At 60.8% G+C, this 18,879-nt stretch carries 20 protein-coding genes; 1 reads left to right on the top strand and 19 read right to left on the bottom strand.

The window, feature by feature from the left end; genetic code table 11:
* Positions 1-3: 3 nt before the first annotated feature.
* From BSY240_RS15450 to sdhC, 16 genes are all read right to left on the bottom strand, one after another.
* A complete protein-coding gene (locus BSY240_RS15450) occupies positions 4-504 on the bottom strand; it encodes a cytochrome b (RefSeq protein WP_069042879.1) in 501 nt (166 codons plus the stop codon).
* A 128-nt stretch (positions 505-632) separates the two neighbouring features.
* On the bottom strand, positions 633-2,039 hold the full coding sequence (lpdA, locus tag BSY240_RS15445; protein WP_069042878.1) for a dihydrolipoyl dehydrogenase: 1,407 nt from the start codon (positions 2,037-2,039) through the stop codon (positions 633-635).
* Between the two features lie 25 nt (positions 2,040-2,064).
* Positions 2,065-2,814, bottom strand: a complete 750-nt coding sequence (locus tag BSY240_RS15440; RefSeq protein ID WP_069042877.1) for an SDR family oxidoreductase — start codon at positions 2,812-2,814, stop codon at positions 2,065-2,067.
* Positions 2,811-3,305, bottom strand: coding sequence for a hypothetical protein (locus BSY240_RS15435; RefSeq protein WP_069042876.1), 495 nt, complete (start codon positions 3,303-3,305; stop codon positions 2,811-2,813). The genes BSY240_RS15440 and BSY240_RS15435 overlap by 4 nt, the downstream gene beginning before the upstream one ends.
* Positions 3,306-3,313: 8 nt before the next feature.
* Positions 3,314-3,727 (bottom strand): MAPEG family protein, encoded by a 414-nt coding sequence (locus BSY240_RS15430; RefSeq protein WP_069042875.1) that lies wholly within the window; start codon positions 3,725-3,727, stop codon positions 3,314-3,316.
* Positions 3,728-3,739: 12 nt separating this feature from the next.
* The gene (gene odhB, locus BSY240_RS15425) at positions 3,740-4,969 is read right to left on the bottom strand and encodes a 2-oxoglutarate dehydrogenase complex dihydrolipoyllysine-residue succinyltransferase (protein ID WP_069042874.1); all 1,230 of its coding nucleotides are present in this window, start codon (positions 4,967-4,969) and stop codon (positions 3,740-3,742) included.
* Positions 4,970-5,026: 57 nt separating this feature from the next.
* On the bottom strand, positions 5,027-8,023 hold the full coding sequence (locus BSY240_RS15420; RefSeq protein ID WP_069042873.1) for a 2-oxoglutarate dehydrogenase E1 component: 2,997 nt from the start codon (positions 8,021-8,023) through the stop codon (positions 5,027-5,029).
* Between the two features lie 163 nt (positions 8,024-8,186).
* On the bottom strand, positions 8,187-9,089 hold the full coding sequence (gene sucD, locus BSY240_RS15415) for a succinate--CoA ligase subunit alpha (protein WP_006724463.1): 903 nt from the start codon (positions 9,087-9,089) through the stop codon (positions 8,187-8,189).
* A gap of 17 nt (positions 9,090-9,106) precedes the next feature.
* Entirely contained in the window at positions 9,107-10,300 is a 1,194-nt protein-coding gene (gene sucC, locus BSY240_RS15410; RefSeq protein WP_069042872.1) for an ADP-forming succinate--CoA ligase subunit beta, read from the bottom strand.
* A gap of 31 nt (positions 10,301-10,331) precedes the next feature.
* Positions 10,332-11,294: a malate dehydrogenase gene (mdh, locus tag BSY240_RS15405; RefSeq protein WP_054150409.1), complete on the bottom strand. Its 963-nt coding sequence runs from the start codon at positions 11,292-11,294 to the stop codon at positions 10,332-10,334.
* A gap of 162 nt (positions 11,295-11,456) precedes the next feature.
* Entirely contained in the window at positions 11,457-12,632 is a 1,176-nt protein-coding gene (zapE, locus tag BSY240_RS15400) for a cell division protein ZapE (protein ID WP_069042871.1), read from the bottom strand.
* A 61-nt stretch (positions 12,633-12,693) separates the two neighbouring features.
* Positions 12,694-13,218: a protease inhibitor Inh/omp19 family protein gene (locus tag BSY240_RS15395; RefSeq protein ID WP_054150407.1), complete on the bottom strand. Its 525-nt coding sequence runs from the start codon at positions 13,216-13,218 to the stop codon at positions 12,694-12,696.
* 183 nt (positions 13,219-13,401) lie between these two features.
* Positions 13,402-14,181, bottom strand: coding sequence for a succinate dehydrogenase iron-sulfur subunit (locus BSY240_RS15390; RefSeq protein WP_054150406.1), 780 nt, complete (start codon positions 14,179-14,181; stop codon positions 13,402-13,404).
* Between the two features lie 15 nt (positions 14,182-14,196).
* Positions 14,197-16,041 (bottom strand): succinate dehydrogenase flavoprotein subunit, encoded by a 1,845-nt coding sequence (gene sdhA / locus BSY240_RS15385; RefSeq protein WP_054150405.1) that lies wholly within the window; start codon positions 16,039-16,041, stop codon positions 14,197-14,199.
* Between the two features lie 6 nt (positions 16,042-16,047).
* Positions 16,048-16,428 (bottom strand): succinate dehydrogenase, hydrophobic membrane anchor protein, encoded by a 381-nt coding sequence (sdhD, locus tag BSY240_RS15380; RefSeq protein WP_054150404.1) that lies wholly within the window; start codon positions 16,426-16,428, stop codon positions 16,048-16,050.
* A gap of 11 nt (positions 16,429-16,439) precedes the next feature.
* Entirely contained in the window at positions 16,440-16,835 is a 396-nt protein-coding gene (gene sdhC / locus BSY240_RS15375) for a succinate dehydrogenase, cytochrome b556 subunit (protein WP_069042870.1), read from the bottom strand.
* Between the two features lie 286 nt (positions 16,836-17,121).
* Here sdhC and BSY240_RS15370 point away from each other — a divergent pair, with 286 nt between their 5' ends.
* On the top strand, positions 17,122-17,481 hold the full coding sequence (locus BSY240_RS15370; RefSeq protein WP_054150402.1) for a hypothetical protein: 360 nt from the start codon (positions 17,122-17,124) through the stop codon (positions 17,479-17,481).
* Here the strand turns inward: BSY240_RS15370 and BSY240_RS15365 are convergent.
* Genes BSY240_RS15365 through BSY240_RS15355 form a run of 3 tightly spaced genes read right to left on the bottom strand, consistent with a single transcriptional unit; the run spans position 17,478 to position 18,860 of the window.
* Complete coding sequence (locus tag BSY240_RS15365) at positions 17,478-18,122, bottom strand: class I SAM-dependent methyltransferase (protein ID WP_069042869.1); 645 nt, start codon at positions 18,120-18,122, stop codon at positions 17,478-17,480. The genes BSY240_RS15370 and BSY240_RS15365 overlap by 4 nt on opposite strands.
* A gap of 7 nt (positions 18,123-18,129) precedes the next feature.
* Positions 18,130-18,561 (bottom strand): EVE domain-containing protein, encoded by a 432-nt coding sequence (locus BSY240_RS15360; protein WP_069042868.1) that lies wholly within the window; start codon positions 18,559-18,561, stop codon positions 18,130-18,132.
* A 5-nt stretch (positions 18,562-18,566) separates the two neighbouring features.
* Complete coding sequence (locus BSY240_RS15355; RefSeq protein ID WP_054150399.1) at positions 18,567-18,860, bottom strand: YciI-like protein; 294 nt, start codon at positions 18,858-18,860, stop codon at positions 18,567-18,569.
* Positions 18,861-18,879 lie beyond the last annotated feature (19 nt).

Raw genomic sequence — 18,879 nt, 5'->3', positions numbered from 1 at the left:
CGATCACCCCCGCGTCATGCGGGTGGCAACCGGCGTCTTCCAGTAGAACTGATGTACCAGAAGCGCTAGGATGTGCACTGCGATCAAAAGCCACATGAGGCTCTTCAGCGGGCCGCCATGCACGAAGCCTGCGGTTTCGTTGCCGAAGTAGTAGGCGCCGATGCCACTGAGCGGGATAAGGAAGAACAAGGCATAGAAGGTACCATGCGCCAGCTTCGCAGCGACTGCCAGGATCGGCGGCTCCTCAGCCGGCGCCGGCGGCGCCCCTCGGGTGAAGCGGATCACCAGGCGCACAAGCCCGAGACACAGAACGGCAATCCCGACATAGGCATGGATATTGGCGAAGGTCAGGTCCTCAGGCGAAGGGACCTCCCCGCGTTCGTAGGCTTCAGCCACCTCCTCCATCGCATCAGAGAAGATGAGATTGAAGAGAATGAGCAGGGCCATCAGCCAGTGAAGGGCCTTCTGCGGGATGGAATAGGAGGCGGGTGCGACATGGGCCATGGTCTTGCCTTTCGGGAGGAGCAAAGGGAGGCACTGACCACACATGATAAAGGCCGCCGCCTGGGGTACAAGCGACGGCCTTCAACCTTACCGAAATATAATAATTGACCTATGTTAGGTCTGACGCCTTACATGTGCAGCGGCTTGAAGAAGGTCGCGAGTGCGGCCTCCTTCACGGCTTCCGACATGGTCGGGTGGGCGTGGCAGGTGCGGCCGAGATCCTCCGACGAACCACCGAATTCCATGAGCACGGCAGCTTCGTGGATCATCTCGCCAGCGCCGAGGCCGATGATGTGAACGCCGAGAACGCGGTCCGTGTCCTTGTCGGCCAGAACCTTCACAAAGCCGTCCATGGCCTGCATGGCGCGCGCACGGCCATTGGCCGTGAACGGGAACTTGCCGACCTTGTACGCGACGCCTGCGGCCTTGAGCTCTTCCTCGGTCTTGCCGACGGAAGCGACTTCCGGCTGGGTGTAGACGACGCCGGGGATGACCTCGTAGTTCACATGGCCATGCTGGCCGGCGAGGATTTCGGCAAGCGCCACGCCTTCGTCTTCGGCCTTGTGAGCAAGCATCGGCCCCTTGACCACGTCACCGATCGCAAAGATGCCGGCGACATTGGTGCGATAGTGGCCGTCGATTTCGACGCGACCACGGTTGTCGAGGGCAACGCCCGCTTCTTCGAGGCCGAGACCCGCCGTGTAGGGCTTGCGGCCGGTGGCGACGAGCACCACGTCCGCGTCGAGCGTCTGGGCTTCGCCGCCCTTGACCGGCTCGAACGTGACCTTAGCACCCTCACCCGACTTCACGACACCGGTAACCTTGGCGCCGAGATTGAATTCCATGCCCTGCTTGGCAAGGATGCGCTGGAACTGCTTGGAGACTTCGCCATCCATACCGCCGAGGATCGTGTCGAGATATTCGATGACGGTGACCTTGGCGCCGAGGCGCGACCAGACCGAGCCGAGTTCAAGGCCGATGACACCGCCGCCGACGACGATCATCTTGGCCGGGACCTTTTCAAGCGCAATGCCGCCGGTCGAGGACACGATCACCTTTTCGTCGATTTCGACGGCAACACCCGGAATGCCGGCGACGTCGGAACCGGTGGCGATGACGATGTTCTTGGTTTCCAGGACCTGGACTTCGCCCGCGTCGTTGGTGACTTCAACCTTGCCGGCCGAAAGGATCTTGCCGGTGCCCTGGATGCCGTCGATCTTGTTCTTCTTGAACAGGAAAGCGACGCCTTCGACGTTCGACTTCACGGTCGCGTCCTTGTGCGCCATCATCTTGCCGAGGTTCAATGTCGGCGCACCGACTTCGACACCGAGATCGGCCATGCCATGGGCGGCGTGGTGGAAGACTTCCGAGGCGTGCAGCAGGGCCTTGGAGGGGATGCAGCCGATGTTGAGGCAGGTGCCGCCATAGGTCGCGCGCTTTTCGACCACGGCAACCTTCATGCCGAGCTGGGCCGCCTTGATGGCGCAGACATAGCCGCCGGGGCCGGAGCCGATAACGATGACATCATAAGACATGGGAAGCTTCCTTCGTTTTCGACGGTTACCGACCGCCGCTGACATTCAAGAGGGCACCCGTGACATAGGATGCCTGAGGCGAGAGGAGATAAAGAACGCTGTCGGCCACTTCGTCGGCCGTTCCGGGCCTTTGCATCGGAACGATGGGTGCGAGATCGCGCGCCCTGTCCGGCAATCCGCCGGATGCATGAATTTCGGTATCGATGATCCCGGGCCTGATGGCATTGACCCGGATGCCCTCGGTCGCGACTTCGCGGGACAAGCCCACAGTAAAGGTATCGACGGCGGCCTTGGCGGCGGCATAGTCGACATACTGGCCCGAACTGCCGATCACGGCGGCCATGGACGAGATGTTGACGATCACGCCACCCTGCCCGCCATGCTTCGTCGACATGCGCTTCACCGCTTCCGTGGCGCACCGGATCTTGCCGATGACGTTGACGGCAAACATCCGGTCGAGCCGCGCCCGGTCGAATTCCTCGACCCGCGCCGTGACGTCGACCACGCCGGCATTGTTGACCAGACCATGGAGCGGTCCAAGGAGATCGGCGGCGGCGAAGATCGCGGCGATGCCTTCTTCGGTGGCGGTATCACCCTGGACGATTTCCGCACCGGCGCCTAGCGCGCGGCAGTCCGCAGCGACGGCCTCTGCGGCCAGCTTGTCCGAACGATAGTTGATTAGGAGGTCGTAACCCTGCGCGGCTGCCTTGCGGGAGACGGCAGCACCGATGCCACGACTGCCGCCGGTGACGAGAAGGATGGGACGGGTGGTCATGAGGCGCAGCCCTTAAACTCGAAGACATCCCAGGGCGCGCTGTTCATCCCCTTGCCGACAGCAGACGAAAGGATGGAAGGACCAAAGCCGGGCAGGAGAAGTGCATCGGGTGCGTCGGCGCCTTCCGGCGGCAGGAGATCGACATGGCCGGTCGCCTCGTCGATCCCGTAGACGATGCCCTTCCAGACGGTGCAGGCAGCAATCGTTGCCCCGGTTACGTCGCCCTCGGGGCAATTGTTCATCAGCATGCCGATGGGACGCTCGATTTCGGGATCGAACATGACGTGACCATTGAGCTTAAAAGTGCTTATTTCGGTGCTGAACCCGTGGGAAACAGGCGTATTCTCGCCGCTGGCAGTAGCAAAGACCAGCTCGACGCCGGTCTCGGCTTCGCGGTAGGTGGCTTTTTCAATCCGGCAATCGGCGGCCATAGCCGCATCAGACAGCGCGAGCGCGGCAAGAAGAACTATTGCTCTCGACGACGCGCCCATGCCTCACCTCAAAACGCCAGTGCGAGGAACATCAAGCCGAGGCCGGCCATGGCGCCAGTCCAGACGATCGAGCGGATATGGGGAATGCCTGCCAGATAGAGCGGATAATAGACGATGCGCCCGACAAACCAGACGATGGCACCGGTCAGGCCGAGGCCCGAGGTCTCACCGGTGAACAGCAACCCAGCGGCAAGGGCCACGAAGGCGGGATAGGTCTCGCGGAAATTCGATGACGCCCGTGCGGCGCGCCCGGCGAGCTTGCTCGCCGGCTGCTTGTTGTCGTCACGCGGGCCGGCATTCCACTCCGTGCCCAGCTCCTTGGTGGCCAGCATGCCCTGAAGGAGGACATGCGCCACCAGCAGGACCACGCTCCAGGCAAGAAGCAGGACCAGCGGAGAGGCGGAAGCGGATACCGGCTCCATCGTGCGTTTTCCTTAGAGGTCGAGAACCAGACGTTCCGGATCCTCGAGGCTTTCCTTGACGCGAACGAGGAAGGTGACCGCTTCCTTGCCGTCGACGATGCGGTGATCGTAGGAGAGCGCGAGATACATCATCGGACGAATGACGATCTGGCCACCGACGACGACCGGACGCTCCTGGATCTTGTGCATGCCGAGGATACCCGACTGCGGTGCATTCAGGATCGGCGAGGACATCAGCGAACCGTAGACGCCACCGTTGGAGATGGTGAAGGTACCGCCCTGCATGTCGGCCATCGACAGCTGACCATCACGGGCAGCCTTGCCGAGACGGCCGATGTCCTTTTCGATCTCGGCGATCGACATCTGGTCGGCATCGCGTACGATCGGCACGACCAGACCCTTGTCCGTGCCGACGGCAACGCCGATGTGGCAGTAGTTCTTGTAAATGATGTCGGTGCCGTCGATTTCGGCGTTAACGGCCGGCAGTTCCTTCAGCGCATGCGTGACGGCCTTGGTGAAGAAGCCCATGAAGCCGAGCTTCACGCCGTGCTTTTTCTCGAAGATGTCCTTGTAGCGGTTGCGCAGGGCCATCACGGCCGACATGTCCACCTCGTTATAGGTGGTCAGCATGGCAGCCGTGTTCTGGGCGTCCTTGAGGCGCTTGGCGATTGTCTGGCGCAGACGGGTCATCTTCACGCGCTCTTCGCGCGATGCGTCGTCGCCGGACGAAGCCGGACGCGGAGCAGCAGGGGCCGCGGCAACAGCCGGAGCAGCCGTACCCTTGGCGATGGCGGCGATCACGTCGCCCTTCAGCACCTGGCCACGCTTGCCGGAGCCGTCGACGTCAGAGGTCGCGATGTTGTTGTCGGCAGCGAGCTTGGCAGCAGCTGGAGCAGCCGGCATGGCCGAGGGAGCAGCCGGAGCAGCGGCGGCCGGAGCGGGCGCTGCAGCGGGAGCCGGTGCTGCGGCAGGGGCCGGAGCACCGGCACCAGCAGAACCGGTAGCACCTTCGGCGATCTGGCCGAGCAACGCGCCGAGACCGACGGTTTCGCCGTTCTGGGCGACGATTTCAGTCAGAACGCCCGAGACCGGCGACGGGACTTCGACAGTCACCTTGTCGGTTTCCAGTTCGACGAGGGGCTCGTCGGCCTTGACGGTGTCACCGACCTTCTTGAACCAGGTGCCAATAGTGGCTTCGCTGACGGATTCGCCGAGGGTGGGTACGCGGATTTCAGTGGCCATGATCTCAATTCCGTTGGTCAGAGAACGTTTCGGTCTGCGAGGGAGTGACTGGGCGGATCAACCGCCCAGTGCGTCCTCGAGGAAGGCTTCGAGCTGGGCAAGGTGCTTGGACATCAGGCCGGTTGCCGGCGAGGCGGCAGCCGGACGACCGGTGTAGCGCACGCGCTGGTACTTGGCGTCGATATGGGCGAGCACCCATTCCAGATACGGATCGATGAACGACCAGGCGCCCATGTTCTTCGGCTCTTCCTGGCACCAGACCATCTCCGCGTTGCGGAAGCGCGAGAGCTCGTTGATGAGCGCCTTGGCCGGGAACGGATAGAGCTGTTCGATGCGCAGCAGGTAGATGTCGTCGATGCCGCGCTTTTCGCGCTCTTCCAGAAGATCGTAATAGACCTTGCCGGAACACATGACGACGCGACGGATCTTCGCATCCTTCTGAAGCTTGATCGGGCCGTCCTTGATGACTTCGGCATCGTCCCACAGCAGGCGGTGGAACGAAGATTCACCAGCCATCTCGGCAAGGCTCGACGTGGCACGCTTGTGGCGCAGCAGTGACTTAGGCGTCATCATGATCAGCGGCTTGCGGAAGTCACGCTTCATCTGACGGCGCAGAATGTGGAAGTAGTTCGACGGCGTCGTGACGTTTGCGACCTGCATGTTGTCTTCGGCGCACATCTGCAGCCAGCGCTCGAGGCGGGCGGAGGAGTGTTCCGGACCCTGACCTTCGTAACCATGCGGCAGAAGGCAGACGAGGCCCGACATGCGCAGCCACTTGCGTTCACCCGACGAGATGAACTGGTCGAACACGACCTGCGCACCGTTGGCGAAGTCGCCGAACTGGGCTTCCCAGAGCGTCAGCGCATTCGGACGGGCCAGCGAATAGCCGTATTCGAAGCCGAGCACGGCTTCTTCCGAAAGCATCGAGTTGATGACTTCGTAGCGGGCCTGGTTCGGCGCCAGATTGGCGAGTGGGATGTAGCGGTCTTCAGTCTCCTGATCGTAGAGTACCGAATGACGTTGGCTGAAGGTGCCGCGTTCGCAATCCTGGCCGGACAGACGGATCTTGTGGCCGTCGAGGCAGAGCGAACCGAAGGCGAGTGCTTCGCCCATGGCCCAGTCGATGCCTTCGCCGGTCTCGATCATCTGCGCGCGGTTTTCCATGAAGCGCTGGATCGTGCGGTGTGCCTTGAAGCCTTCCGGAATGGTCGACAGCTTGCGGCCGATCTCCTTGAGCTGCTTCATCGGTACGGCGGTCTTGCCGCGGCGCTGTTCGTCGGCATTGTCGGCGGTCCTGAGACCCGACCATGCACCATCAAGCCAGTCGGCCTTGTTCGGCTTGTAGCTCTGGCCAGCCTCGAACTCCTGCTCAAGATGCGCGCGCCAGTCGGCCTTCATCTTCTCGAGTTCGCCCTCGGTGATCAGACCTTCGGCGATCAGACGCTCGCCATAGATGTTGACCACAGTCTTGTGGGCACGGATTTCCTTGTACATCTTCGGCTGGGTGAAGCTCGGCTCGTCGCCTTCGTTGTGACCGAAGCGGCGGTAGCAGAACATGTCGACGACGACAGGCTTGTGGAACTTCATCCGGTATTCGGTCGCGACCTTGGCCGCGTAGACGACGGCTTCCGGATCGTCACCGTTGACGTGGAAGATCGGCGCTTCGATCATCTTGGCGACGTCGGACGGATAAGGCGACGAACGCGAGAAGGCCGGATTGGTGGTGAAACCGATCTGGTTGTTGATGATCACGTGCAGCGTGCCGGCCACGCGGTGACCGCGCAGGCCCGACAGGCCGAGAATTTCGGCAGTCACACCCTGGCCGGCAAAAGCTGCATCACCATGCAGGAGAAGCGGCAGAACCTTGGCGCGCTCCTTCAGCGGAATGACATCGCCTTCCCAGATCTTGGCGAGCTGGTCCTGCTTGGCGCGGGCCTTGCCCATGACGACCGGGTTGACGATTTCCAGGTGCGAGGGGTTGGCCGTCAGCGACAGGTGAACCTTGTTGCCGTCGAACTCGCGGTCGGAGGAAGCGCCGAGGTGATACTTCACGTCGCCGGAACCTTCGACTTCGTCGGGCTTGAAGGAACCACCCTTGAATTCGTGGAAGACCGCACGATGCGGCTTGTGCATGACGTTGGTTAGGACGTTCAGACGACCGCGATGGGCCATGCCGAGAACAACCTGCTCGAGACCTTCCTGGCCACCGCGCTTGATGATCTGCTCAAGCGCCGGGATCAGCGATTCACCACCGTCGAGGCCGAAGCGCTTGGTGCCCTTGTACTTGACGTCGATGAACTGCTCGAAGCCCTCGGCCTCGATAAGCTTCTGCAGAATGGCCTTCTTGCCGTTCGGCGTGAATTCGACACCCTTGCCGGGGCCTTCGATGCGCTCCTGGATCCAGGCCTTTTCTTCCGGATTGGAGATGTGCATGAACTCGACGCCAAGCGTCGAGCAATAGGTGCGCTGCAGGATGTCGAGCATCTGCGGGATCGTGGCGTATTCCAGACCCAGCACGTTGTCGATGAAGATCTTGCGGCTGTAATCGGCTTCGGTAAAGCCGTAAGCGGTCGGTGAAAGCTCGTTGTAGTCATCAACCGGAGCGGCGAGACCGAGCGGATCGAGCTTGGCATGCAGGTGACCGCGCATGCGGTATGCACGGATCATCATGATGGCGCGGACGGAATCGCGCGTTGCCTGCAGGACTTCAGCTTCCGAAACAGACTTTCCGGTCGAAGCGGCGGTCGCTTCTGCCTTGGCCTGAACCTTCTTTTCGATGACCTTTTCGACCACGCCCCAATTGCCGTCGAGCGCGTTGACGAGCTCGCCACCTTCAGCGATCGGCCAGTTCTTGCGCTGCCAGGAGGCGCCCTTGGCGGCCTTCTTCACATCGGTCGGATTGTCGGCCAGCGCCTTGAAAAAGGCCTGCCACTCGTCGGAAACCGACGAGGGATCCTCCTCGTAACGCGCGTAAAGCTGCTCGATATAGGCCGCATTCGATCCGTCCAGGAAGGACGTGATCAGAAACTGCTCGTTGGCTTCTTGCCTACCCATGGTGTTTTGCGAACCTCTCGGCTCGCCTCCCGACTAGAATTGATGGCCGGATGCCCGGCCTGCCGCTCGCGATCGTCAAAAATTGCAAATCGTCTCAGATATGCGAAGTCCAGGCGAAGGATTGGCGGACCAACCCTTCGCCTGGCTTGATTTTCGTCAGATCTCAGCCCTTGAGGACTTCGACCAGGGTCTTGCCCAGACGTGCCGGCGAAGGCGAAACCTTGATGCCGGCGGCTTCCATGGCTTCGATCTTCGATTCCGCATCGCCCTTGCCACCGGAAACCACAGCACCGGCGTGACCCATGGTGCGGCCCTTCGGCGCCGTACGACCGGCGATGAAGCCGGCCATCGGCTTCTTGCGGCCCTTCTTGGCTTCGTCGATGAGGAACTGGGCTGCATCTTCTTCAGCCGAGCCGCCGATTTCGCCGATCATGATGATCGAAGTCGTAGCCGGGTCGGCCAGGAACATCTCCAGCACGTCGATGAATTCGGTACCCTTGACCGGGTCGCCACCGATACCGACGGCGGTCGTCTGGCCGAGACCTTCGTTCGAGGTCTGGAACACGGCTTCATAGGTCAATGTTCCCGAGCGCGAGACGATACCGACCGAACCCTTGCGGAAGATCGAGCCCGGCATGATGCCGATCTTGCACTCTTCCGGCGTCAGGATGCCCGGGCAGTTCGGGCCGAGCAGGCGCGACTTCGACTTGTCGAGCTTGGCCTTGACCCGCACCATGTCCATAACCGGGATACCCTCGGTGATGCAGGTGATGAACGGGATCTCGGCGTCGATCGCCTCGATGATGGCGTCAGCAGCCCCTGCCGGCGGGACGTAGATCACGGATGCATCTGCACCGGTCTTTTCCTTGGCTTCGGCAACCGTCGCGAAGATCGGCAGGGTTTCACCCTTGGAGCCGGTCCAGTTTTCGCCACCCTTCTTCGGATGGATACCGCCGACCATCTGCGTGCCGTAGTAAGCCAGCGCCTGTTCGGTGTGGAAGGTGCCGGTCTTGCCGGTCAGGCCCTGAACGAGGACCTTGGTGTTCTTGTTTACAAGAATGGACATCGAATAGGTTCCTCAGATTAGCCGTTGATCGCCGCGACGATCTTCTTGGCAGCGTCGTCCAGATCGTCGGCTGCGGTGATCGCGAGACCGGATTCGTTCAGGAGCTTCTTGCCAAGTTCGACATTGGTGCCTTCGAGGCGAACAACGAGCGGAACCTTCAGGCCGACTTCCTTCACGGCGGCGATCACGCCTTCCGCGATGACGTCGCACTTCATGATGCCGCCGAAGATGTTGACGAGGATGCCCTCGACCTTCGGGTCAGCCGTGATGATCTTGAAGGCGGCCGCGACCTTCTCCTTGCCGGCGCCACCGCCGACGTCGCAGAAGTTTGCCGGCTCCTTGCCGTACAGCTTGATTATGTCCATCGTCGCCATGGCGAGACCGGCACCATTGACCATGCAGCCAATATTGCCGTCGAGGGCCACGTAAGCGAGGTCCCACTTGGAGGCTTCGATTTCCTTGGCGTCTTCTTCGGTCTCGTCGCGCAGCGCCTTGACGTCGTCATGGCGGAACAGCGCATTGCCGTCGAAGGACATCTTGGCGTCGAGCACGCGCAGATGGTCATTCTTCATGACGATCAGCGGGTTGACTTCGAGCAGGGCCATGTCCTTCTCGACGAAGGCCTTGTAGAGGATCGGGAAGAGCGCCTTGGCGTCTTCGGCAGCCGCACCCGAAAGCTCCAGGGCCTTGGAAATGGCAGCAACATCCGCGTCCGTCACGCCCGTCAGCGGATCGATGGCGATCGTGTGGATCTTCTCCGGCGTGTCATGGGCAACGGCTTCGATGTCCATGCCGCCTTCGGTCGAAACGACGAAGGCAACCTGGCCGACCGAGCGGTCGACGAGCAGCGAGCAGTAGAGTTCGCGAGCGATGTCGGCACCGTCTTCGATGTAGAGACGGTTGACCTGCTTGCCGGCGTCGCCGGTCTGGGCAGTCACCAGCGTGTTGCCGAACATTTCCTTGGCGTGGCTCTTGGCTTCGTCGATCGAGAAAGCGAGGCGTACGCCGCCCTTGGCTTCCGGCGACAGTTCCTTGAACTTGCCCTTGCCGCGGCCGCCAGCATGGATCTGGCTCTTGACCACGTAGAGCGGGCCAGGAAGCTGCTTTGCGGCGGCTTCGGCTTCTTCTGCGGAGAAGATGGCCACACCTTCGGCGACCGGTGCACCAAAGCTCTTCAGAAGAGCCTTGGCCTGATATTCATGAATGTTCATTGTCGTGTCCCTGTTTTGGGCGAAATGGCAATTACTTGAGAGCCGGCGCGATGTTGATGCAGGCTTCGCAGAGGCCGGCAACGGCGCCGACAGACTTCTGGAAGGCTTCTTCTTCGGCCTTGTTCAGGTCGATTTCGATGATGCGCTCGACGCCGCCTTCACCGATGACGACCGGTACGCCGACATACATGTCCTTCACGCCGTACTGGCCGGTGAGGTAGGCGGCGCAGGGCAGAACGCGCTTCTTGTCCTTGAGGTAGGACTCGGCCATTTCGATGGCGGAAGCAGCCGGTGCATAGTAGGCCGAGCCGGTCTTCAGCAGACCGACGATTTCGGCGCCACCGTCACGGGTGCGCTGGATGATTTCTTCGAGGCGTTCCTTGGTGACCCAGCCCATCTTCACGAGGTCGGTCAGCGGGATGCCGCCAACGGTCGAGTAACGAGCGAGCGGCACCATGGTGTCGCCGTGGCCGCCGAGTACGAAGGCGGTGACGTCCTGGACGGAAACGTTGAATTCTTCAGACAGGAAGTGGCGGAAACGACCAGAGTCGAGAACGCCGGCCATGCCGACGACCTTGTTGGTCGGGAGGCCCGAGAACTTCTGCAGGGCCCAGACCATCGCGTCGAGCGGGTTGGTGATGCAGATGACGAAGGCGTTCGGGGCATACTTCTTGATGCCGGCGCCAACCTGTTCCATGACCTTGAGGTTGATACCGAGCAGGTCATCGCGGCTCATGCCCGGCTTGCGGGCAACACCGGCAGTCACGATGCAGACGTCAGCACCTTCGATGGCGGCGTAATCGCTCGCGCCGGAAAGCTTGGCATTGAAGCCCTCGACCGGACCGGACTGGGCAATGTCGAGACCCTTGCCCTGGGGGATGCCGTCAGCAATGTCGAACAGGACGATGTCGCCCAGTTCCTTCAAACTGGCGAGATGCGCCAGCGTTCCACCAATCATTCCAGAACCGATAAGAGCGATCTTCTTGCGCGCCATTGTAGACTTCCTTTTGGATCCGCGACCAAGGCCGAGGGCGAGTGTTAGCCTGCCCTTGTGGACAAACCGCATAGCTCCAAAGGGTCTAAACCGCAAACGATAATTTTCGGTGTATCAATTTCAATCGGTTAGAACATAAAATTCTTACGTAAACGTCAAATATTATGTCACCGAGCCGTCATGATTTTGACGTTTTGACTGGTGCAGCCCCAGATAATCTGCGCTCCGCATTTCGAAGAGACGCGAAACTGTTCGATCAAATTCAAAGCCTTCGGTGCCCTTCTTCTCCGTGAGCAAAGTTTCCGGCATCGCAACGGCAGAGGCGAACAGCCGAACACTGGAGTCGTAGAGCGCATCGATCAGAATGATGAAGCGTTTCGTCTCATTCCGTTTTTCTGGGCCGAGATGCGGGATACCCTCGACGAAGACGATGTCGAAACGCTTGGCGATCGCCAGATAATCGGATGCGCCGAGTGGTCGCTCGCAGAGATCGTGAAAGCTGAAGCGCGCAGCCCGACCGGCGGCCCGCGGGATCTCGATGGCCCTGCCCTTCATCTCGATTGATGTAGGCACCTCGGGGGCGCCTTCGGTCACACGCTTCCAGGCGATGTCCATCATCTTCGGTGCGTCATCGAGGGGCGCAATGTAAACCGGTAGGCTCTCCATCTTTTCGAGACGGTAGTCTGTGGGAGAATCGAGCGTCGAGACATCGACGTTCTTTTTCAGCAGATCGACGAAGGGCAGGAATAGCCCACGGTTCAGCCCATCACGATAGAGGTTGTCTGGCTCGACATTCGACGTCGCCACAAGCGTGCAACCCCGCGCAAAAAGCTCGGTGAAGAGCCGCGCCAGGATCATCGCATCGGCGATGTCGGTCACCGTGAATTCGTCGAAGCAGAGAAGCTGCGCCTCTTCGCGAAGCGCTTCCGCCACAGGCGGCACGGGATCGGCCTGCTTGGTCTCGCCGGCCTTCAGTTTCTGGCGGTGGGCATGGATACGGGCATGCACATCGGCCATGAACTCGTGAAAATGCGCGCGGCGCTTCTTCTCGATGGGTGCAAGCCGGAAGAACAGGTCCATGAGCATGGTCTTGCCGCGGCCGACGCTGCCATGGATATAGAGACCCTTGATCGGGATCTCTGGCTTGCGTGCCCGGGCAAACATCCAGCCGAGCGCACTCTTCTTGGCCGCCGGCTTGCGCGCCTTCAGCTCCGTCAGGATCCGGTCGAGCTTTTCGGCAACGCCGAACTGGTAGCGGTCGGGTTGAAGTGTTCCCGCCTCCGTCATCGCGCGCAATTGCTCGACGACGCTTAAGCCGTAGTCAGGAACTGGCTGCATGGAGAAAATGTCCCGCCGGGAGGGTGGCCCCGAGCGGGCCACCGCATGTATAAGAGGAGGTTCAGCGGCTCAGGCTGACCGGCTGGCCGGACGCGGTGCTGCCGTCGAACCGGGCGTCGGCCGTCTTGTAGAGGCTGCCGATGGTGTTGCCGTTGCGGTCCTTGAGGACAACCGACTTACCTGACACTTCCCAGGAACCCATCGCCGTGAGTTCGCCGGCGCAACCGCGGGTGCCGCCACGCGAGCCGCTGCCGAGATTGGTGAGCGTCAGGAACATGTCGCAGCTTGCGCCGGCGCTCTGGACGCGCCAGTTGCCGACCATCGATTCCTTGGTGACGTCAAGCGCGGTTGCCGGCGCGACCGCCGTTCCCACGGCCGCAGCAGTCGTCGCTGGCGCAGCGGGAAACTGGTTGGGATCTGTCGCACCCGGAGGAGGAAGCTGGCCGGACTGCACCGATGGAACCGGCTGCGCCTGCAGCGGAGGCAGGGCGCTGTTGGCAGCATTCATGTTGCTGTAGGATGTACGCTGGCACCCCGCGAGCGCCAGAAGGATGGCTGCTCCGGTGACTGCATGGCTGAATTTCATCATTATACTCCCGCTCTCGCGACCTTTGCCGCAACCTGCCGTACAACTGAGTTTTAGATATGTTACGCGAATATGGTTAATCAAGTTCCATATCACGTTCGATCGATAGCCGGCACTATAAGGATAAATTAAGGCCGCCCGAAACGGTTCCCGGGCGGCCTCTCATTCTTTTGACAATGTGGCTCAGGCGCGACGCTCGACCATCATCTTCTTGATCTCGGCAATCGCCTTGGCAGGGTTCAGACCCTTCGGGCAGGCCTGGGCGCAGTTCATGATCGTGTGGCAGCGATAGAGGCGGAAGGGATCCTCGAGATTGTCGAGGCGCTCGCCGGTCGCTTCATCGCGGCTGTCGATCAGCCAGCGATAGGCCTGCAGCAGCACGGCCGGACCGAGATAACGGTCCCCGTTCCACCAGTAGCTCGGACAGGAGGTCGAGCAGCAGGCGCAGAGAATGCACTCGTAGAGACCGTCTAGTTTCTGACGATCCTCGTGGCTCTGCTTCCATTCCTTCGCCGGAGGCGGGGACACCGTTTGCAGCCAAGGCTCGATCGAACGATGCTGGGCGTAGAAGTTCGAGAGATCAGGCACCAGATCCTTGACCACAGGCATATGCGGCAGCGGATAGACCTTAACGGTCCCATTCACCTCATCCATGCCCTTGGTGCAGGCGAGCGTATTCGTGCCGTCGATGTTCATCGCGCACGAGCCGCAGATGCCTTCACGACAGGAACGACGCAGCGTCAGCGTCGGGTCGATATTGTTCTTGATGTAGAGAAGGCCGTCCAGAACCATCGGGCCGCAATCGTCGACATCGATGTAATAGGTATCGATGCGCGGATTGGCGCCGTCATCCGGGCTCCAGCGATAGACCCGGTATTCGCGAACGTTCTTGGCACCGGCCGGCTTCGGCCAGACCTTGCCTTCGGTGACCTGGGAATTCTTGGGGAGAGCGAGTTCTACCATGATGAGGTCCTCAAATCAGTAGACGCGGGCCTTGGGCGCGATCTTCTTGGGATCGATGCCTTCAGCGATGAGCTCGGTATGGACAGGGCGGTAGTCGAGCTTGACGTCACCCGCTTCCGAGACCCAGGCCAGCGTATGCTTGCGCCAGTTCTCGTCGTCGCGACCGCCATACGGACCGGACGTGTAGTCTTCTCGGGCATGCGAACCACGGCTCTCCTTGCGAGCCTCGGCGCCATAGACCGTGGTGATCGCATTGGCCATCAGGTTGTGCAGTTCGAGCGTCTCGACCAGGTCCGAGTTCCAGATCATAGAACGGTCGGTGACCTTGATGTCCGGCAGTTCCTTCCAGATCGCAGACAGACGATTGCAACCGCTTTCGAGCGATTCCTGCGTGCGGAACACGGCCGCATCGTCCTGCATGGCGCGCTGCATCTTGTCGCGCAGCACAGCGGTCGGGGTCTGGCCCGAAGCGTGACGCGTGTTGTCGAAGCGGTCCATGATCTTGTCGCAGGCGGCGACATTCAGCGCCGGGATCGGCGACGTGCGGTCGATGACCTCAGCAGCCCGGATCGCAGCAGCACGACCGAAGACCACGAGGTCGATCAGCGAGTTGGAGCCGAGACGGTTCGCACCGTGCACCGAGGCGCAACCGGCTTCACCGACAGCCATCAGGCCCGGAATGATGCGTTCCGGATTGTTGGAGTCGGCATTCAGCACTTCGCCCCAGTAATTCGTCGGAATGCCGCCCATGTTGTAGTGAACCGTCGGCAGAACCGGGATCGGCTCGCGGGTCACATCAACGCCGGCGAAGATCTTCGCCGATTCCGAAATGCCCGGCAGGCGCTCGTGCAGGACGGCCGGATCGAGGTGATCGAGATGCAGGAAGATGTGGTCCTTGTTCTTGCCGACGCCGCGGCCTTCACGGATTTCCATCGTCATGCAGCGCGAGACAACGTCACGCGAGGCAAGGTCCTTCGCCGAGGGCGCGTAACGCTCCATGAAGCGCTCGCCTTCGGAGTTGACGAGATAGCCGCCTTCGCCGCGTGCGCCTTCGGTGATCAGACAGCCAGCGCCGTAGATACCGGTCGGGTGGAACTGGACGAATTCCATGTCCTGCAGCGGAAGACCCGCGCGGGCGATCATGCCGCCGCCGTCACCGGTGCAGGTGTGAGCGGACGTTGCAGAGAAGTAGGCACGGCCGTAGCCCCCGGTCGCGAGCACGACCATCTTCGCTGAGAAGCGATGGATGGTGCCGTCGTCGAGGTTCCAGGCAACGACGCCGGTGCAGCGGCTGCCATCATCAGACATGATCAGGTCGAGCGCGAAATACTCGATGAAGAACTCGGCATTGTTGCGCAGCGACTGGCCGTAGAGCGTGTGCAGGATGGCGTGGCCGGTACGGTCGGCGGCAGCACAGGTGCGCTGTACCGGCGGGCCTTCGCCATAGTTCTGCATGTGACCGCCGAAGGGGCGCTGATAGATCTTGCCTTCCTCGTTACGTGAGAAGGGCACGCCGTAATGCTCGAGCTCATAGACCGCCTTCGGCGCTTCCATGGCGAGATACTGCATGGCGTCAACGTCGCCGAGCCAGTCGGAACCCTTGACGGTGTCGTAAAGGTGCCACTGCCAGCAGTCGGGCGTCATGTTGTTCAGCGAGGCGGCGATACCGCCCTGAGCTGCGACCGTGTGCGAACGGGTCGGGAAAACCTTGGTAATGCAAGCCGTCTTGAAGCCCTGTTCGGCCATGCCGAGCGTCGCGCGCAGTCCGGCGCCACCGGCACCGACGACCACGACGTCGTAGGAATGGTCAACATAGGTGTAGGCCTTGCCGGTCTGGGCGAAGTTATGAATGGTTGCCATGTTGATTTACCCTACGAATGCGATCTTCAAGATGGCGAAAAGACAGAGGCCACCGATCAGGATTGCAAAGAACGTGTTCAGCATCAGAAGCAAAAGCTTGGCGATATCGGCATGGACATAGTCCTCGATGATCACCTGCATGCCCAGCTTCATATGGATCAGTGCCGACAGCACGACCAGAGCCATGACGACGGCAACAAGCGGGTGCGACAATGCGCCAACCACTTCGGCATAGGGCTGGCCGTTGTACATGACCAGAAAGCCGACGAAGAAGAGGATCAGAGGAATGTTGGCGACGGCCGTGACGCGCTGGCGCCAGAAATGCTCGGTGCCTTCCTTGGCCGAGCCGAGACCGCGGACCTTGCCGAGCGGAGTGCGCATATCCATGGAATGGTGCCTCAGGTGCGAATGATATAGGCAACGACCCAGACGAGGATCGTCAGGACGACGGATGCGATGATGTTTGCTTTGGCGAGCTTCGTGGAGAAATGCTTGTCGAAGCCGTAGCCGACATCCCACATCAGGTGGCGCAGACCGCCGAGCATGTGATGGATGAGTGCCCAGGTATAGCCGAACAGGATCAGGCGGCCGATGATGGTTCCCATGAACCAGTTGACCCACTCGAAGTATTCGGCGCCCGTTGAGGCTGCCACAAGCCACCAAGCCACGAGGATCGTGCCGAAATAAAGCGCCGCACCGGTGATACGGTGCAGGATCGACATGATCATTGTGGGGATAGGCTTGTAGATTTGCAGGTGCGGCGACAGAGGCCGGTTTTTAGTCACATTCGCCATCTAAACCTCGCGGCGTCTCGATGCGGTCCGAGAGTCCGGACATATTGTTTGCAATGCGTCATAACGTTTGTGGCATTGCATCAGGGGGACGTTTAATCCTCGAAACCCCGGACGACAAGCACATTCGCTTGACGATTTCAATTTAATCGATTCGCGTGAACAGACCTTTAGCGTCCATGCGAACCGCATTCTTCCATACGAAAAAAGCGTTGAGATGGATGACTTTAGCAACCAGTTGCGGCATGTTGGGTTAACGATTTGTTAACTGCGTCCCGGAGGTTGCCGCATGCTAAAGTATGGTTCCGTTTTGACAGCTGCGGCCATCGCGCTCATCTCCACCGCCGATGTCGGCCTCGCCGGGGAGCGGCATGACCGAGGCCATGGCCATTACAAATCCCAGGGCCAGGCGGTGATCGGCAGCAACGGTCTTCCGTCTGTCATCCCCGGCATCGGCACCTTCGTTGGCAGCGTCTCGGGGCTGCGCATCAAGGGCAACGGGGTGTTCCTCGCCATCGACAGGGGCTTGAGGCCGCAAGTCATTGCCTATCGTGCGCCCAAGGCAAAAATCATTGAAATTTCTACCGAAAATCCGGATGAGGCCTGCTCGTTCGAGGCCGGTGTCTGCGTGATCCGGCCAAGAAACTAGAGAAATTGCCAGACGGTCGTCTTCTTGATCTCGCTGTCTTCCAGAACGCGCGTGACAGGCACCTCATAGGTCGCCAGCGGCTCGAGATTATCAATCGGGCGATAGCTGCGTCCGGGATCTCCGACCAGGACGAGACATCCATCCTTCGCAGTGGCGCTGAACCAGGCGACCAGCGCCTTGGCAAAATCGCTCTCATAAAAGACATCGCCGGCAAGGATCACGTCGACATCGACGGATCGGCCGATCAGGTCGTCATTGGTGAAATCGATGCTCACGCCATTGAGAGCGGCATTCAGCCGCACCGCACATTTCACCCAGGGATCGATATCGGCGGCCACCACGGCGGCTGCACCCGAAAGGGCAGCTGCAATCGCCACCATTCCCGAACCGCTGGCAAAATCGAGAACGCGTTTCCCCCTCACCGTTTCCGGATGATCGAGGATGTAGCGCGCGAGCCCCTGGCCGCCCGCCCAGGCAAAGGCCCAGAACGGCGGCGGCAGACCGATCGCTTCCAGATCCTCCTCGGTTTTCATCCAGAGATCATGCACCTCGCTTGCAAGGTGCAGACGTATCTCCGGCACATGCGGCGGAGACAACACGCTGGTGTTTTCGAGGATGAATCGATCAGGATCTGTCTTCACGAGGAGATCAGACGGGCGGATTGTCGAGACCGCCCATGCGGCAGACCTCGAAATATTCGTCGTCCGTCACAGGCTGGACCGAGAGCCGCATAGAGGTAACAAGCGCCATCTTCGACAGTTTCTCGTTTGCCTTCACATCCTTAAGACTGACCGGCTTCGGCATGTCGCAGACGGAGCGGATGTCGACGCAGTCCCAGCGGGCATCCCCCTCGGCGGTCGAATCCGGATGAGAGAGCGCACAGACTTCGACGATCCCGACGACTTCCAGACCCTCGTTGGAATGGTAGAAGAAGCCCTTGTCGCCGATCTTCATCGCCCGCATGTTGTTGCGCGCGAGATAATTGCGAACGCCGGTCCACTCTTCCCCGACATCGCCCTTGGCCTTCTGCATTTCCCAGGACCACTTGAAGGGTTCGGACTTGTAGAGCCAGAATGCCATGCCGTTCACGCCTCCGGATTGTTGAAGACCCAGTTATAGGGCTTGATCTCAACAGTCTCGAACAGGCCGGCCTTGGCATAGGGGTCTTGTGCTGCCAGCGCCTTGGCGGCCTCGATGTCGTCGGCTGCGATGATCAGCATCGAGCCGCAGGGCTTGCCGTCCGCGTCGAGGAACGGGCCGGCGATCTTCAACTGGCCGGCGGCATTGAGCCCGTTCAGCCACTCGACATGCGGCGGACGCGTTTCCATCCGAAGGTTCAGGTGTCCAGGCTTGTCGGCGCAGATGACGGCAAACAGCATCTTTTCTCTCCTCAAGGGT

It is taken from the genome of Agrobacterium sp. RAC06 (assembly GCF_001713475.1).
Taxonomy (GTDB): domain Bacteria; phylum Pseudomonadota; class Alphaproteobacteria; order Rhizobiales; family Rhizobiaceae; genus Allorhizobium.
Note: the sequence above shows the minus strand (reverse complement) of the source record. Positions and strands in the feature narration are given on the sequence as shown.